General features: G+C 51.5%; 18 protein-coding genes. 4 read left to right on the top strand and 14 right to left on the bottom strand.

The genetic code is table 11. The features are described 5' to 3' along the window. Nucleotides 1–37: 37 nt before the first annotated feature. The 6 genes from ACIDF8_RS12015 to ACIDF8_RS11990 all read right to left on the bottom strand — a co-directional run bounded on the left by ACIDF8_RS12015 (nt 38) and on the right by ACIDF8_RS11990 (nt 4,190). Nucleotides 38–400, bottom strand: coding sequence for a PilZ domain-containing protein (locus tag ACIDF8_RS12015; RefSeq protein ID WP_412010849.1), 363 nt, complete (start codon nt 398–400; stop codon nt 38–40). A 95-nt stretch (nt 401–495) separates the two neighbouring features. Then, nucleotides 496–1,506 (bottom strand): DNA polymerase III subunit delta', encoded by a 1,011-nt coding sequence (gene holB / locus ACIDF8_RS12010; protein WP_412010848.1) that lies wholly within the window; start codon nt 1,504–1,506, stop codon nt 496–498. Further along, nucleotides 1,500–2,105, bottom strand: coding sequence for a dTMP kinase (tmk, locus tag ACIDF8_RS12005; RefSeq protein WP_412010847.1), 606 nt, complete (start codon nt 2,103–2,105; stop codon nt 1,500–1,502). The genes holB and tmk overlap by 7 nt, the downstream gene beginning before the upstream one ends. Nucleotides 2,106–2,134: 29 nt before the next feature. After that, on the bottom strand, nt 2,135–3,139 hold the full coding sequence (gene mltG / locus ACIDF8_RS12000; protein ID WP_412010846.1) for an endolytic transglycosylase MltG: 1,005 nt from the start codon (nt 3,137–3,139) through the stop codon (nt 2,135–2,137). Next, nucleotides 3,126–3,965 carry an aminodeoxychorismate lyase gene (gene pabC, locus ACIDF8_RS11995; RefSeq protein ID WP_412010845.1) on the bottom strand — a complete coding sequence of 280 codons (840 nt, stop codon included), beginning with the start codon at nt 3,963–3,965 and terminating at the stop codon, nt 3,126–3,128. The genes mltG and pabC overlap by 14 nt, the downstream gene beginning before the upstream one ends. Before the next feature lie 9 nt (nt 3,966–3,974). Continuing rightward, complete coding sequence (locus tag ACIDF8_RS11990; RefSeq protein ID WP_412010844.1) at nt 3,975–4,190, bottom strand: hypothetical protein; 216 nt, start codon at nt 4,188–4,190, stop codon at nt 3,975–3,977. Here ACIDF8_RS11990 and ACIDF8_RS11985 point away from each other — a divergent pair. Continuing rightward, nucleotides 4,189–4,629, top strand: coding sequence for a hypothetical protein (locus ACIDF8_RS11985; RefSeq protein ID WP_412010843.1), 441 nt, complete (start codon nt 4,189–4,191; stop codon nt 4,627–4,629). The genes ACIDF8_RS11990 and ACIDF8_RS11985 overlap by 2 nt on opposite strands. A gap of 155 nt (nt 4,630–4,784) precedes the next feature. On the opposite strand, the gene ACIDF8_RS11980 is transcribed toward ACIDF8_RS11985, so the two are convergent. From ACIDF8_RS11980 to ACIDF8_RS11945, 8 genes are all read right to left on the bottom strand, one after another. Continuing rightward, a complete protein-coding gene (locus tag ACIDF8_RS11980) occupies nt 4,785–5,279 on the bottom strand; it encodes an aminoacyl-tRNA deacylase (RefSeq protein ID WP_412010842.1) in 495 nt (164 codons plus the stop codon). Between the two features lie 46 nt (nt 5,280–5,325). Continuing rightward, complete coding sequence (locus ACIDF8_RS11975) at nt 5,326–5,679, bottom strand: nucleotide pyrophosphohydrolase (RefSeq protein WP_412010841.1); 354 nt, start codon at nt 5,677–5,679, stop codon at nt 5,326–5,328. 236 nt (nt 5,680–5,915) lie between these two features. Next, nucleotides 5,916–7,103, bottom strand: coding sequence for a THUMP domain-containing class I SAM-dependent RNA methyltransferase (locus ACIDF8_RS11970; protein ID WP_412010840.1), 1,188 nt, complete (start codon nt 7,101–7,103; stop codon nt 5,916–5,918). After that, complete coding sequence (locus ACIDF8_RS11965) at nt 7,096–7,887, bottom strand: polyamine aminopropyltransferase (protein WP_412010839.1); 792 nt, start codon at nt 7,885–7,887, stop codon at nt 7,096–7,098. The genes ACIDF8_RS11970 and ACIDF8_RS11965 overlap by 8 nt, the downstream gene beginning before the upstream one ends. Continuing rightward, the gene (locus ACIDF8_RS11960) at nt 7,887–9,824 is read right to left on the bottom strand and encodes a ribonuclease catalytic domain-containing protein (RefSeq protein WP_412010838.1); all 1,938 of its coding nucleotides are present in this window, start codon (nt 9,822–9,824) and stop codon (nt 7,887–7,889) included. The genes ACIDF8_RS11965 and ACIDF8_RS11960 overlap by 1 nt, the downstream gene beginning before the upstream one ends. A gap of 94 nt (nt 9,825–9,918) precedes the next feature. Further along, nucleotides 9,919–12,042: an IPTL-CTERM sorting domain-containing protein gene (locus ACIDF8_RS11955; protein ID WP_412010837.1), complete on the bottom strand. Its 2,124-nt coding sequence runs from the start codon at nt 12,040–12,042 to the stop codon at nt 9,919–9,921. Between the two features lie 137 nt (nt 12,043–12,179). Next, on the bottom strand, nt 12,180–12,740 hold the full coding sequence (locus tag ACIDF8_RS11950) for a hypothetical protein (protein WP_412010836.1): 561 nt from the start codon (nt 12,738–12,740) through the stop codon (nt 12,180–12,182). Further along, nucleotides 12,725–13,405, bottom strand: a complete 681-nt coding sequence (locus ACIDF8_RS11945) for a hypothetical protein (RefSeq protein WP_412010835.1) — start codon at nt 13,403–13,405, stop codon at nt 12,725–12,727. Before ACIDF8_RS11945 ends, ACIDF8_RS11950 begins: the two co-directional genes overlap by 16 nt. On the opposite strand from ACIDF8_RS11945, the gene ACIDF8_RS11940 reads away from it, so the two are divergent. From ACIDF8_RS11940 to ACIDF8_RS11930, 3 genes are all read left to right on the top strand, one after another. Beyond that, nucleotides 13,406–14,992: a protein adenylyltransferase SelO gene (locus ACIDF8_RS11940; protein ID WP_412010834.1), complete on the top strand. Its 1,587-nt coding sequence runs from the start codon at nt 13,406–13,408 to the stop codon at nt 14,990–14,992. Between the two features lie 8 nt (nt 14,993–15,000). Further along, the gene (locus ACIDF8_RS11935; RefSeq protein ID WP_412010833.1) at nt 15,001–15,474 is read left to right on the top strand and encodes a Fur family transcriptional regulator; all 474 of its coding nucleotides are present in this window, start codon (nt 15,001–15,003) and stop codon (nt 15,472–15,474) included. 123 nt (nt 15,475–15,597) lie between these two features. After that, complete coding sequence (locus ACIDF8_RS11930; protein ID WP_412010832.1) at nt 15,598–16,014, top strand: thiol-disulfide oxidoreductase DCC family protein; 417 nt, start codon at nt 15,598–15,600, stop codon at nt 16,012–16,014. Nucleotides 16,015–16,071 lie beyond the last annotated feature (57 nt).

Genomic DNA, 16,071 nt, shown 5'->3' with positions numbered 1-16,071 from the left:
TTCTGGCTTCAGGCTAAACGCTACTCAGGGCTAAACACTAAATGGTATTCGACGGTCGACTGGATTTGAGTGCCGCGCCCAAGATAGATTCAATCCGTTTTTTGGCTTCGGCGCCACCATCTTTGTCACTAAACTGAATGCCTATGCCCTGCGGTTTATTGTTGACCGCCTGCGGCGTGATCCAGATCACCTTACCCACCACTTTGAGCTTGTTTGGATCATTGAGCAACGTGAGCAACATAAACACTTCTTCGCCCATTTTAAAAGGCTTGCTGGTGGGGATAAACAAGCCGCCGCCTTTGACAAAAGGCATATACGCCGCAAACAGGGCGGCTTTTTCACGAATGGCCAGCGACAACACACCAGGTTTTGAGGCGGCAGAAGGTTGCATCTCGGTCATGACATAAGCTCCAGATGGCGTGAGCGGTTAATCAGATACACGGATAAAGACGACATGAGCCAACGGCTTGGCTGCTGGCAGATACGCTCGCCTACTCATTTACTCGGTGTTTCCTCAAATATTTTTTTGTATTGCAACAACAACTGCTCTAACTGCAGCTCTTGATTGAGCGGATGTTGTGCGGTCATTTTAAAACGATTTAACTGTTGCTGGAACGCCAAAAGCCGCGATAACTGGACCCGTCTGGCCAAACTTTGCAACGCGGCAGCCTCTGAAGGATGGTAGCGCAAGGCTTGCTGATGACAGGACAACCACAAATCCAGCAACCACTTTTGCAACACTTGTATCGCCGCCTCCATGCCTTGTTTGATCAGCACGGTTACCGCTGCAACAACGTCGATCTCGCCGCCGCGGCGTAAATGCGGTTGAAACTGCTGATACCAGGCATACCAGTCCAGATCGTCTTGCAGCACGGTAATCGGGGCGCCGCCACTGTAATGCCAGAGCCATTCAGGCTGGGCAATCCCTTGCGACTGCATCCATTGCAAGCCTTGTGACTCATTGGGCACCGGCATCTCCACCTGCATGCAGCGACTCAGGATGGTCGGCAACAACGCTTGCCGTTGATGCGAGACCAGCAGGAATTGCGTCCGTTGCGGGGGTTCTTCCAGCAATTTAAGCAAGGCATTGGAGGCCGCAACATTCATGGCCTCCAGCGGGTGAATCAAGATCACGCGCATGCCTTCCACACGGTGGCTGCTTAGCGACAAGTAATCATGCAGCGCACGAATCTGGTCGATGAGGATTTGCTGGCGTTTACGGGTTTTCTTTTTGCTGCCCTCTGCGCTATCTTCATCTTCTGGCGTGATCTCCCTAAAATCAGGATGGGCGCCTTCTGATAACCAATGGCAAGACTGGCACTGCCCGCAGGCATGCCCCTGATCAGGCTGCAAGCACAGCAAAGCGGCGGCCATCGCCCGCGCAAAAGCCAGTTTGCCGATGCCGGGTTTGCCGTGCAAGAGCAACGCATGATGACGCGATTGGCCCGCTTGCATCCATTGTGCAAACAACGCAGCCTGCCATGGGTATGCTTGGGTGCTCAACATTGCCGGATAATCTCTGCAACTGTCTGCTGCACATCCACCAGCGGCCGATTGGCATCAATGACCCGGAAACGTTGCGGATATTGGGCAGCACGGGCCAGGTATTGCGCGCGCAAGCGTTCAAAAAACGCCGCGCCCTGCGCTTCAAATTTATCCGGGGTGCGTGCGCCCGCCAACCGTTGCAGGCTGACTTCTACCGGCACATCAAACAGCAAGGTCAGGTCAGGTTGCAAGTCACCCTGCACCCAATGCTCGAGCTGCTGCATTTTTGCCATGGACAGTCCGCGTGCGCCACATTGATAAGCATAAGACGCATCGGTAAACCGGTCTGACAATACGATGGCTCCACGCTGCAAAGCGGGCAGAATGACTTGTTGCAAATGCTCGGCGCGCGCCGCAAACATCAATAGAGACTCTGTCTCTACATGCATCTCGCGGTGCAAAAGCAAGGCACGTAACTCTTCACCCAGCGGGGTGCCACCAGGTTCGCGTGTAGACACCACTTCTTTGCCGGTCGCTTGCAGCAACTGCAAAATGGTGGGGATATGCGTACTTTTGCCCGCGCCATCCATGCCTTCCAACGTAATAAACAACCCTGCCATGCCCCGATTTCCCTTTAACTTTACGACAATTATTTTTTTAACTGGTACGCCCGCACTGCCTGGTTATGCGCCTCTAGCGTCGCGGTAAACACATGCCTGCCCTGGCCATTGGCAACAAAATACAAGGCGTTGGTATTGGCCGGATGCAATGCTGCTTGGATCGAAGCCAGCCCTGGCAATGCAATCGGCGTTGGCGGCAAGCCGCTGCGCGTATAAGTGTTATACGGGGTATCAGCCAATAAATCCTTTTTCCGGATATTGCCCTGGTAACGTGTGCCCATGCCATAAATCACTGTGGGATCCGTTTGCAGGCGCATGCCCTTGCGCAAGCGGTTTACAAACACACCTGCAATCTGCGGCCGTTCTTCTTCCACGCCGGTTTCCTTCTCCACAATCGAGGCCATGATTAAGGCCTCATACATGGTGCGGTAAGGCAAGCCCGACGCGCGTTGCTCCCACGCCTGATTCAAGTGCTGCACCATTTTTTGATAAGCGCGCTTATACAAATCCAGGTCACTGCTTTGCGCATCCAGAAAATACGTATCCGGGAAAAACCAGCCCTCAGGCGGCACATTTTCGCCACTGACGGCATGCATCAACTCCGAGTCTGACAGCATCACGGTATCGTGCCGGATACCCGGCATTTGCGCCATTTTTTGCCTGAAGTCGGCAAAGGTTTTGCCTTCAGTCAATTGCAGTTTGAATTGGTCAAACGTCCCATGTTTGAGCACATCAATGAGGCCCATCACTTGCAAGGGCGTATTAAAGGCATAATCGCCAGCCTGTAGTTTATTGGCACTGCCAGTGAGTTTCACGACCAGCAAAAAACTATACGGCTCGGTGAGCACGCCGGAAGCCACCAATTGATCGGCAATCGCACGCACACTGGCCCCAGCTGGGACTTGCATGCCTATCGTTTCCGAGACCATAGGCAGTGGGCGGATCAAAAAGATGACGATCCAGGTCGCCAACGCCACCATGGCCAAGCCCAATAAGGCCAGGCTGTATTTAACAAAACGTTTAATGAACAACATAATGCAACTGGGTTCTGAGGGTACGCGCCCAATCATTGTGTGCCAGTGGCTGCGCGTCAAGCTGCGTCACTTGCAACACGCCATACACACTGTTGCTGATAATCACGGCATCGGCAGACAGCACATCCTGCACCGTCAATTGGGTCACGTTTACCGGCTTGCCCTGCGTTTTATACCAATCCAGGATTTTTTGCCGCATGACGCCAGCCACGCCGCACTGGTCCAGTACCGGGGTCATCACTTGTCCGGCCTGATCAATAAAAAGATTGCCACTCACGGCTTCGATCACATGGTCTTGATAATCCAGCATCAAGCCATCAAAAAAGCGAGGGTCTTTAAGCTCGGCACGAGCCAGCACATTTTCCAGCCGGTTTAAGTGTTTGATACCCGCTAACAAAGGCTGGCTGGCCAATCTTGTCTGGCACTGGTAAAGCGCCACCCCCTGGGTGTAAATGGCTTCTGGATAGACCGGCAAAGGGCTCCAGACAAAGACACGGCTAGGCTCGGCAATCGCCGGCGGCGCATAGCCACGGGCGCCATCACCACGCGTAATAATGATTTTGACCACGCCGGACAAGCTGGCCTCATCCTCTCCGGCAGACATCAAGTTTTTGAATTCTTGCATCAATAACTCTGCCGATGGGCACACCATCTGGATTTTGCTGCAATCGGCGACTAGGGTCTGGTAATGCAAAGGCCAGTCTTGCAACTCACCGTTTAATAGCCGCATGGTACGAAAAATGCCATCGCCATAAGCAAAACCGCGGTTGGTAGGGCTCACGCCGCTCACCAATCTCCCATTCACGCAGTAACGCACCGAACTCATGTTTCGCCATTAAATATCTGTGTTTCTAACAAGGCTGAACCTTACCATAAATCTGCACCATAAATCTGCTGGCGCTGCCGGATGGCCAGCAAAAATGCGGGTGACCACGCCTGGAAAATCGCTCACATTTAAAGAATTAAAGGGTGTTCTAAAGTTTTTTTTCGGCATGCCGTTAACAGGATAAGCAGTATTGTGGACGAAATAATGATAGAGGGGTTCGATCATGTCGATTTCTAATATACAGAATAGCAATATCTCGTCTTTGTTGAGCAAGGCTTACAACACAGATAACAGTGCAGCGACAGGCAAGGTGCAAACCACCGATAGCAAACAAGCTGAGCCCGCGCAAACCGCGGCAGAGGCTGCGGCTGAAAGTGCAAAAGTGATTCTGGGAGGTCAGCAGGCACCGCAGACCTATACGGCACAAGGGTTGATGCAACAATTGCGTCAATACCAGCTTGATAATACTTCATTAATCTTTGGCGATAGCAGCGACGACACCAGCCAGGATGCCTTGCCAGGCATGCTTAGCAATACTGCAGATGACACAGACAGTGGTAGCCAGGACTGGGCCAGCACCATCAGCAAAAACCCAAGCCAGGCAGCGGTGATGGTAGAGCGCAGTAAAAGTAATTCCTTGAACACCATTTTCAATAACAAATAGCTGCTAAGAAGGAATAGCTACGGCCCTCAGTAGCACCTTGTCGACTTTGGGCAAGCTTCTGGCGGTATTTGGCTTTTATTTAACGCCAGGTCAAACCTTCAAAAAGTCAAACCTTAAAAAGGTCAAACCTTCAACAGATTAAACCCTGAAAAAAGTTAAACCTTCACAAACTGCCCAACGGGGTGCGCACTCAACAGGGCTTGCAAGTCGCTGCCCTTTAAAGCCAGCGCATACCCCAACACCCCACTGCCAATCACCACCCTATCGTAACTCAACACGCTTTGGTCAACCAGGACGCGCAAGCCCGCGGGCAAGGCGATGGGAGGCACGGCACCAACCACATAGCCAGTGGCCTCAGACACTTCGTCATACTCTGCCATCCGGCATTTTCGCTCACTCAAGTGCGCGCGCAACAAGGCCCAATCGGCACGGCCAGCTCCCGCCACAGCAAGCAGGCTAAAGCCGGTATGCTCCCCTTTAAACACCACACTACGCACCACTGATTGTGGATCCAGGCCTTGTGCTGTTAGCAGCTCCTCTAGGCTGCGAATTGGTTTTTTATCTTCACTGAGCGGGATCTCGATCACCTCAAAGGCCATCTGTTGCTGTTCGAGCAAACGGGTTACCGGAGAATCCAAAGTCACACTCATGAGCACTCCTTCATATTAATAAAATACATTAAATAAATATATTAAATTATTGATATTCTGTATATTTAGCATTGCTACCCTTGCATTTTTCAACCGGGTATTTTTGCGCATTCAAATCAATTTTGGCGTGAGTTGCTGCAATCAGGTCTATGCCACAGACTTCAGCGATCCGCATCAGGTAAACAAAGGTATCCGCCAACTCTTGCCCCACCTTTTCACGCGTGGCGGCATCCAGCTGGCGGCTATCGTCCTCAGTCATCCATTGAAAATGCTCCACCACCTCAGCCGCTTCGACAATCATGGCCATGGCCAGGTTTTTGGGAGAATGAAACTGTGTCCAGTCACGCTCTTCGACAAACTGGTTCACGCGGGCTCGCAAGGCATCAATGCTGTCTTTCATAAGGTTTCCATATTTTTTTAATTGCAGCCACAGAGGACACAGAGGACACAGAGCGCACAGAGAAATTCCTTTTTATACATGACAAGATTTATGCATGAGAAATTGACGTTCTCTGTGCCCTCTGTGGCAAAAAAATTGTAGGGTGGGCATGATGCCCACGCGGATGTTCTAACTACAGACTTTGTAACGCGTGGGCAACAAGTTGCCCACCCTACGGTTATTCTATTATCCTACACTCACTGCGCGCTTTCAGGCGCGGCACCTTCTGTTTTTTCACGGCGGTTGCTGCCTGCCACCATTTTGATTTCAAACAGTCGGCATTCCAGCGGGCCGTTATACAAAGGTGTTTTTTTGCTGGGACTTAAACGCATCAACTTGGGCATCTGCAAATCGTTGGTGAGGAAATAGGTGTTCCAGCCAGAAAATCGTTGTTTGAGCGTGGCGGCCATTTGCGGATAGAGCGCGGCCAGCGTTTCATCTTCACCGATACGCACGCCATAAGGCGGGTTGGCGACCAACACACCACTCTCGGCAGGGGGCACTACCTGGGTAAACTCCCAATGCGTCAGTTGCACAGCGTCCAGCCAGCCAGCCATTTCCAGGTTCTGCTTGGTGACGCGTACGGCGCGTAAATCCATATCTGAACCGTAAATGCTTTGGAAAGTCACTGGTTTGACGGCTTTTGCTGCGGCATTGCGGATTTTACGGAAGGTATCAGATTCAAAGTTTTTGAGTTTTTCAAAGCCGAAATTGCGGTTTAATCCCGGCGCAATATTGAGCGCCATCATCACAGCCTCGAGCAAGAACGTACCACTGCCACACATCGGATCTAACAGGGCCTGGCCAGGCTGCCAGCCGGTGAGCTTGAGAATCCCCGCAGCCAGGTTTTCACGCAACGGCGCTTCTATGCTGTTTTTGCGGTTACCGCGCTGATACAGTGGATTGCCGGAAGTATCGACATACAGTTGATAACTGTCGCTGGTCAGGTACACATGCACACGCACCGCTGGTTCGCGGGTATCAATGTTCGGGCGGCTGCCGACGGCCTGGCGGAATTTGTCGCAAATCGCATCTTTGACACGCAGGGTAATAAATTCCAGGCTTTTAAGCGGGCTGCGCACCGCCGTGACCTTGACCATCATGCTGTGCTTCACATCAAACCAGTTGGGCCAATTGATTTTTAACGCCCCCTGATAGATATCGTCTTCTTTGGTATATTTGCCTCGCCCCACTTGCATGAGGATACGTGTCGCCACGCGCGAATGCAGGTTGGCTTGGTAACAGACCGACAACTCACCGCTAAAACTAGCACCGCCATCGGTGGCTTTGATATCACGCGCCCCGCTCTGCTTGAGCTCATCGACGAGAATGGCTTCCAGGCCACGCGGGCAGGTTGCGAAAAATTGATTCAGGAAATTAGCCACCGAGTTGAAACTCCTTGCCGTTATTGGGGTTTGCGCCTTGCAGGCGGTCTATGAGGTCTGGGAAATTGATATGGTGCGTTTGCATCGCTTCTTGTGCACGCTTGCGTAAAGTCGCCAGATCCGGAATAGGCAGTTCGCCGTTGAAGCCAAACACAATGATATTGCCGGGCTTGCCAGTGGGCATCATTAGCACACGCTGGTCAAATGTCTGCTCCATGCGCTGCATGTAGATATCAAACTTCTTGTCCGAGCCCCATAGGTTGATCGTAAACAGGCCGTTGGGAGTCAAGGCCTCGGCACAATCATCAAAAAAAGCTTGTGTACAAAAGTCTGGCGGCAAGCCATTGCTACCAAACGCATCCATCATGAGCCAGTCACTTTGCCCAGGGTGCTGCTGGAGATAGGCAATGCCATCGCCTTCAATAATCTGCAAACGCTCATCATCGTCGGGCACATAAAAATGGCTGCGTGCCACCTGAATGACCTGCGGATTCAACTCGACTACAGTCTGTTGAATCTGCGGGCAGAATTTCCATACGTACTTGGCAATGGAGCCGCCGCCCAATCCCACCAGCAGCAGCTTGCTGGCATCAGGTTTGAACAACAGGCTGCTCATCGCACCCCAGGAGTAAGCCAATACCAAGGCATAAGGGTCTTTGACCTTCATGCTGCTTTGTATGGTGGGTGAGCCCAAGTGCATGGAGCGGATACCGTCTGTTTCAGTGACTTCCACCATCTCGAAATCAGACACCGCTTTGTGAATTTTTCGGTTGAATTTAAACATTATGCGTTCTCTGCCTGTTCATCCGCGTGACTACCGGTTTCAAGTGGTGCATTGCTCTCTTCTGGCATGACTTCTTCCAGCATAGTTTCTGTGGGTATCGCTTCTTCTACCACATGCAAGAATTTGCTCTCCAGCTCCATCAGCAAGGTATCCACTTTCTGCACCGCCAACCTGACTTTAGTGCCAGGCTTGGTCGCTGGCAAACTGTGCACCTTGGTCATATACGGCAGGCCGTCAAGACGCACCAGGTTTTCACGCCAGACGGTGGCGTCGATTTCGCTGATATTTTCCTGGATCAGGTATTGCAAGCACCAGTAACGTTCCATGCGTGTCTGGAATTCGTTATAGGCATTATAGGTTTGATCAAAATTGCGCATATGGCCGACAATTTCATCGCTGTTAGCCGGATAAACTGGCGCTTCCAACGTCAACACACTGATCAGTTGCCGCTGGTTGATCAAATCCACCGCCCGGCGTAACGGCGAAGTGCACCAGGCATATTGCGCCACTCCCAGGCCCTGATGGCCTTCGGCTTTGGTGGTCATATACACTTTGCCGCCATTTTGCGCGCGGTAAATGCCGGGCACTTCGTTTTGCGCCAGTAACAGGCCCCACTGGCTATTGGCGGCAATCATCAACTCGGCCACCAGTTTATCCATGGGGGAACCACGCTGACGGTTGATAATGCTGACCTTACCCTCGCTCACATAAAAATTGTAATCCACCGGTTGTGGCCGGGTCGGGTCATATTTACCGCGCGCTTTTTCCAGGCTTTCGGCAAAGCGGAACAGGAATACCAACGACTGCCAAAGCGGATGGCCGCTATCCTGTTCCAAAGTGCTTTCATTGAAATAAGGCTCCAGCGTGTCATGACGCAGGTTCTCTATGATACTAACCTGCTCCAGCCGGCTCTGCTGGCTGACAATGCTGAAATCGGGCGCCACTTCAAGATAGAGGGACAAGGCCGGTTTCACTTGTCCGGCATCCAGGCTAAACGGACGGATCGCCGCTTCTGGCAACATGGTAATTTTATGCCCGGGCATGTAAACCGTAGACAACCGCTTCATCACCTCGTTATCCAGCGCTTCATGCGGGGAAACGCCTAAAGCGGGTGCGGCAATATGAATCCCGACCTGCGTGTTGCCATTCGCTAGCTGCGTCACAGACAAGGCATCATCAATTTCAGTGGTAGTGCTGTCATCAATACTAAAAGCCTGCACTTCTGACAATGGCAGCGACTCAGGCAAAGCAGCCAGGGTAAAGGGCGGGAATTCAGTGCCGTTGGCAAAATATTCGCGTAAAAACGCACCCAGGTGATAATCATGAATCGAGTTAATGGCACCACTGGCATGTAGCACTTGCATCGGCAGCTGCTTGAGCTCGTTGGCAGCCTGATCTAAGGCCTTCCATTCCAGGCTGTTCTTATCCGGCGCGTAAAGTAACTGGTCAAGCTTGCTGGCAAAGCCTTCTGGCAAGTGCTGTGTTTTTAGCTGTTCGACCATGTGCGCCAACAATTCAGCTTGGTGGCGCTTTTTCTCCATCCCCGCCAATGCGGCTTTCAGGGTGTCATCGGGTGCAGCCTTGTAGCGACCCTTGCCTTTGCGGTAAAAATACATGGGCGCACCATGCAGTTTGATGGCAATCGCAGCAGCTTGCTGATGGCTGGGTTTGCCACCATAGTATTCCTCGGCCAGGCTTTCAAAGCCAAACTCGTCCTCGCCACAGCATTCCCATAAAAAATCGGTATCCAAGGTCTCGGCTTCGGCCTGAGCCGCCTCCAGAAAACCGGACAGGCTCCCCTCAAACCGCATCAGAACATTGGCGGTTTTGATTTTGCTGCGTTTGCCCGAGCTCGCCTCGACCTGCATGCTGCTGTCGGCCTCGGACATGATGGAGGCGACTTTAAAGCCCCCATCTTCTTCATAAAATACGTTCATTCAACTGATTCTTTAAAATACAGTCGTAATGATACCTTAGCGCGTTTGATTCAGCGTGTAAGAAATGCCGAGATCAAAAAAAGAAAAGGGCAGATCAGAAACGCCCGAGGTTACGACGGTTCAGAAAAATGAGCATGCAAGCCATGATAACCAGCCCCCATTCAGGTAGCGTGGGCACATCAGTGGCTGTCGCTGCTTGATTGACTGGTAACGAAAACGTCACCGAGTTATCGCTCGTGTCAGCATCCGCCAAGTCAGAACTCACAGATATCACCAGCGGGGGTACATCCTGTATGTTGTTCCAGGAGAGTTGTACATTAAAACTGCTTGAAGCTCCGGCATTCAGCTGTGCAATGCGGCAAGTCAATGTTCTGGCCTGTAACTGGCAGCGCTGATCGGCACTGACAAAGTCCGCACCAGCTGGCAGAGTTAGCTGCACGGCGAGATTGGTAGCATTCGAGGGCCCAGCATTACTTACGCTTAAGGTGTAAAGATAAGGCGTGGCTAAAGCCAGCTGTTGGTTAGGACCACTAAAACCAACGGACAAATTGGCGTTCGCCTGCGTGTCCAACTGCCATAGCAACTGATAATTGCCTGCATCCGTTTGATTGGTGTTGAGGGCGATGTTGTACTGGGTATTTGCAGTCGCTTGAAAATAGAGGGGGGAATTCGCATTATCAATGCTGGCTTTGGGCGCTAAGGCGTTGATTGTTGACCCCGTATATACAGCCAGTCTGGGGTTCGCAACACTGCCACTCATGGCAAGCATCATCTGACCGGAGGCTGGTGCTGTCCACTGCAACCAGACTGTATTTTGTGCGGCCAATCCGGCATGCGCGGGCTCTCCAACTTCTGCTGTCGCGAGGATGTTAGTGCCACTGACACTGCCAGCAGCGCCAGTCATTAAGGTCGGATTGGAAAAAGCATCATTTTGTGGGCGGGCTGCCGCGCTTAAATCCAGCCTAGGTTTGACAATGCTATTACGACTGTCTGTGACAGCTTTACCAAAGCTGGATAATCGCGTTTGAATTTGATCTGCTGTTTCATTGGCAAATGCTGACCGTAAAACCGCTACCGCCCCTGCTACATGTGGAGACGCTTGAGAAGTGCCTGCCATCGTGATCCCTGCTGCGGTAATTAAGGCCCCAGGCGCCAGCAAGGTTAAATAATTGGCACTGTTTGAAAAACAAGTCACTTTGTCTGTGGCCGTGGTCGAATCGTTACAGTTGCTGTAGGCCAAGCCTCCGACATTACTGTCATACACTGCCCCGACTGAAATGGCTGCTGGCGCACAAGCGGGTGTGCTGATGCCATCCACATACCCATCATTCCCGGCGGCAACCACCACATTAATGCCAGCATCCTTTGCCCGTTGAATCGGGCTGGTAAAAGGGTTCGACTGACAAGGGCTGGTATTTTTATCAGACGCCCCCAAACTCATGTTTATGGCCACAATATTGTAAGTTGAGCGATTAGCCACCGCCCAGTTGATCGCACTTAAAATATCGCTTGTATAGGCACCGCCATTGTTATTGAACACATTGATAGCCGCGATTTTGGCCTGTGGTGCCACCCCCAACACAATGGCTGCGACATTGGTTCCATGACTGGTATCTGTGTTCACTGTGCCAGAATTGACAATGGTATTAGCCACTACCACTCGACAGGTCGCCGCGGGCGTCGCCACAGCAGTACAAGGACCAAACGCCGATTTTGTAAAGTCGATGCCATCATCAATCACGACCACGGTGGCCCCTGCCCCCTTGTAGTTGACCTGGCTGACGACAGGCTGATTGATCAAAGGCAGGCTCTGCGTGAGCACCTTGTGCATGATCCGGTCAACATACACGGCCTTGATGTTGCCACTGGCCATGAAGGTTTTGAGCGACCTGAGCGACTTGAAACGTTTTAAGCTCAAAGGCAGGTATGGATAGTCCTTCACCGCCTGGATACCCTGCTGCAGCTCTAGTGTTTTGATTTGGCTTTTAAGTGCAGCATACGCCTTGCGCTTGATTGCCAACACGTCATCGTTATCCGCCTTGAGCCGCTTTTTCAGGCGGGTCTCGACCAGGCTTTTATTCACAGACGCATCATCATATTCAACAATTAAATCCTGTGTCTGGCCCTGATTAAATCGGGTCAGGATTTCCTGCTCAATCTCTGCTGCATGAGAAAAGGTAGAAAAAATGATGAGAAAATACAGCAGTAAGTGAGGCATCGTTCGCTATCAAGCATAAATGATAAGTAGCTTACAGATGCTAATTTTTATTTATGAAAGCTTGATGAAGGCAGAACCATAGCCAGCAGGATGCTAGCAATCAAGGTACTGCCAGTACGCGCTATACACTCAAGCTGCTAGGTCAAAAAAATGGCTAAACAGCCGACCATCAACCCCAATATCAATCGACCACCGTTTTCAAGTACCTGCTGCCAATCAGTCAACATTGAAAAGTCCGGAATGGCGTAATGCGCATAAATCATTTGCCACAAGGCCGCCAGCAAGACAAAGGGCACATCGATGCACCACACCAGCAGCGTACCTAGCAAGCCGTAAGCAAGTGCCAACAGGCGTTTATGCATACGGATCCCTGGCCACGACAAAATCAGCGCGAGGCATACCGCCAGGCTTTGCCAAAGATGCATCAGCGTCGTACTGGCATGCGCAACGCCGCTGGGGTCCACTGCAATAAAATGTTTTCCCAACCAGAAAGCCTTTGCCAATCTCACCTCAAAATCGATGACTTGTGCATCGCCTACCTGCACCACTTGGGCAGAGATCACTTCAAAATGGCTATCAATCAAGGTCAATAGCCCTTTAAAAAGTGGCAGAAGTGCCTGAATACAGGGACCGAAGAAGGCATCAAGTGCCAGCCCAATGCCCAACACATAACAAAAAAACCTTAGTGCAAAGCGCATGTGGACTCATCAACTGACAGAGGTTGGCGAGAAACCGCCAGCCACCATGCATAAAATAAGCCAGTAGCCCCCAACATCAAAAATGGCGCAAGAATGCCGTGTGTTAAGTTAAAGTGCTGACGAGAGTGCTGCAACACTTCAAACAAGAGCAGTAACCGTAGTTGATTGATTAAAAATAAAAACAGTACCCCATACATGGCGCCGAGTAGCTTTTGCTTCAGGCTTAATGTTGAGCTTAACAATGCAGCCATTAGCATTAACATCATATCCACCCCATCACAGCCATTGGCAATATTCATGCTGGCATGTGCGCCTGTCAGCATGCTGCCTGCCACCGTCACTTGTTCGTCCGCCAGCCACCCTATCGTAGAAGCCAAAGTCCGGGTAATCACCTCGTTGATCCACCATGCACCTACGACGGTATCGGCAACACTCAGCCACATTTGCTGCATGACGATAAAAAGACAAAAAAATATCAGCACACCTTTCAACATTTTGATGTCTTGAAAACTGAAACCTTGCAGATGGCTCATAGGGGACAAACGACTTTCAAAAACAGTTTTGTGCGAACACTTTAAAGGCATGGGATCTGATGCGCCAGAGTTTAGCATGGATGAAAATGTTATGATTAAAGCACTATTGATGCACAGCCTTGTCCATTTCATATGCGCCCTTTAACTTTTGATAACCGTTTTGTCCGCGAACTACCGGGCGACCCTATACGCCACAACTACACCAGACAAGTCAGTGACTGCTTATGGTCTGCGGTACAACCGACGCCCGTTAAAGATCCGCAACTGATCGCCTACAGCGCGGAAGTGGCCGACATGCTGGGCCTCACAGCCGCCGACTTGCAAGACCGCGAACTGATACAAACGCTGGGGGGCAATGGCATGCTGGACGGCATGTTTACCTATGCCACCCGCTACGGCGGCCACCAGTTTGGGCACTGGGCCGGTCAACTAGGGGATGGTCGCGCCATTTTATTGGGTGAACTGGTGCATGGCGGCAAACGTTTTGAATTGCAGCTCAAAGGCGCGGGAGAGACGCCCTACTCCCGTTCTGCCGATGGCCGTGCCGTGTTGCGCTCCAGCCTGCGCGAATTTTTATGCTCAGAAGCCATGCATCATCTGGGCGTGCCGACCACGCGCGCCTTAAGCCTGGTCACCACTGGCGACCAAGTGGTCAGGGATATGTTTTACAACGGCAATCCGCAACTGGAACCGGGTGCGATTGTCTGCCGTGTGGCGCCCTCATTCACGCGTTTTGGTCACTTTGAACTGCTTGCCAGCCGCGAAGAGCTTGGGCTGTTAAAACGTCTGATTGGCTTTACGCTGGACCGGGATTTTGCAGACTGGTGGCCCTCGACCGGACTGACACTGGATGTGAACGACCCAACTCCTGAACTGATTGAAGCCTGGTTTGAAGAAGTGTGTGCCCGTACGGCAGTCATGATCGCGCACTGGATGCGTGTAGGCTTTGTCCACGGCGTGATGAATACCGACAATATGTCTATCTTGGGTCTGACCATAGACTATGGCCCGTATGGTTGGATAGACAATTTTGACCCTGGCTGGACACCCAACACCACGGATGCGCAAGGCCGCCGCTATTGCTTTGGCCGCCAACCTGATATTGCACGCTGGAACCTGGAGCGCCTGTCAGAAGCCTTGAGCACCATTCTGCCCGAAAGCCATAGTTTGGCGGATAGCCTGCGCGTATTTGACCAGGTGTATGTCCGCGAACTGACTTCAGCGCTGGCCAATAAATTTGGCTTTGACCAGTGGCGAGACGGGGATGGCGAGCTCATCAACCAGATTTTTGAAATCATGACCCGGGCCGAAATTGACCAGACGTTATTTTTTACCCACCTTGCCCAGATTGACCTGCAACAGCCGCAAGTCAGCACGCTGCAAAACGCTTTTTATACGCAAAAAGGCTGGCAGGACTTTAACCAGGATATTCAGGCCTGGCTGATGAATTATTGCCAGCGTCTGGCGCAATCCCAGCAAACAATAGAGCAACGTCAGCAACGCATGGCTGCCGCCAATCCGATCTATGTGCTGCGTAATTACTTGGCCCAAGAAGCGATTGATTTAGCCACAACTGGCGACAATAGCCGCTTGCTGGAATTGCTAGAAGTTTTACGTCAGCCGTATACCCTGCAACCCGGCAAAGAACACTTTACGCAAAAGCGCCCGGACTGGGCAAGACAAAAGGCGGGTTGCTCCATGCTGTCGTGTAGTTCATAATTTTAGCCATGGTTACCGCTGAACAATTGATGATAGAAGCCGGGTTACGCCCCACACAAGCACGAACGGCCGTGCTCACGACGCTTATTAACTCGCATACTGCCTTAAGTCAGCCTGAAATCCTCACCGCCTTGCAAGGCGTGAAAGAAATTGACCGGGTTACGGTGTATCGCGTCCTCGACTGGTTGCAGGAAAACGCCCTCATTCACAAAATCTCCACCGAAGACCGTGCCTGGAAATACCAGTTAAACAGCCCAAAACGTAGTTTTAAAACGCCGAGCACCTCATCTCCGGGCATGCTTAACAACCACGGCCACGCCCACCTGCTCTGCCAGTCCTGCGGCACCGTGTTATGCATACACGAACTCGCTGCGCATATTCCACAAGCGATTTTTGATACTTATCAGGTGTCAAATATTGAGATTAGCTTGAAGGGATTGTGTCCGGATTGCCAGAAAGCAACTGCAGTCGTACACGCTTAACCTGCTGGTGTTGTAGACGCAATGAGCACGCGAACTTGCGTGATTTTTGATGCTCATAAGTGAGTGGATTGAAGGGCTAAGACCAGCGCTTTAATCTAGCTGTATCTCTTTGAGAACTTAATCATGCGCTCACAAATGACCTTTCCGCTGACCATTTATTACGATGCCTCTTGTCCCTTGTGTCGGACTGAAATGGAGACGCTGAAGCAAGCCGATGCTGCCAATCAGCTAATACTGGTGGATTGTTCGCAGACTGCAATGCAGTTACCCGACAGCTGCCCGGTCACGCGTGAAGCCCTGATGAACAGGATTCATGCGCAAGACGCCATGGGACGCTGGATCAATGGTGTCGATGTGTTTGCCGCGGCATATACCGTGACAGGCTTCTCAAAGATGGGCAAGTTCTGGTCTAGCCGGATACTGCGGCCCATATTGAGCCGGGCCTATCCTTGGGTGGCTGACCATCGGCAGTGGCTCAGTAAAACACCCTTGCCGTGGTTGCTACACAAGCTCATCTCGAAAAACGCTCAGCGCCGCTAGTTGGCTCATCACAATGCAACTCGGAGAAACGCTCCCAGCAACCCAAAGGCATTAAGG

Source organism: Methylophilus sp. 3sh_L (assembly GCF_046766015.1).
GTDB lineage: Bacteria > Pseudomonadota > Gammaproteobacteria > Burkholderiales > Methylophilaceae > Methylophilus.
This window is presented reverse-complemented; position numbering and strand designations above follow the sequence as displayed.